Source organism: Nocardia araoensis NBRC 100135 (assembly GCF_000308435.1).
Classification (GTDB): domain Bacteria; phylum Actinomycetota; class Actinomycetes; order Mycobacteriales; family Mycobacteriaceae; genus Nocardia; species Nocardia araoensis.
Genome location: NZ_BAFR01000182.1, coordinates 1 through 229 on the forward strand (window position 1 = coordinate 1; position 229 = coordinate 229).

General features: G+C 69.0%; 1 protein-coding gene. It reads right to left on the reverse strand.

Translation table 11 applies throughout. The annotated features are described in order from the left end of the window. Positions 1-229, reverse strand: a 229-nt coding sequence (locus ON21_RS24680; protein ID WP_039801376.1) for a phosphopantetheine-binding protein, incomplete at both ends; no start/stop codon positions are given.

Below are 229 nucleotides of genomic sequence, written 5' to 3' on the forward strand. Positions count from 1 at the left end.
CCAGGTCCGCGACGGTGGGAGTGTCGAACAGCTCTCGTATCCCGACCCGCGTCTGCAACGCTGCCGCCAACCGGGCAGCGACCCTGGTCGCGACCAGGGAATTACCGCCCAGGGCGAAGAAGTTGTCATCGAGCCCGACCCGTTCGAGCCCCAGCACCTCGGCGAACGCGTCCGCCACGATCTGCTCGACCGGAGTCACCGGCGCCCGGAACACCACCGGCTCCAGCGA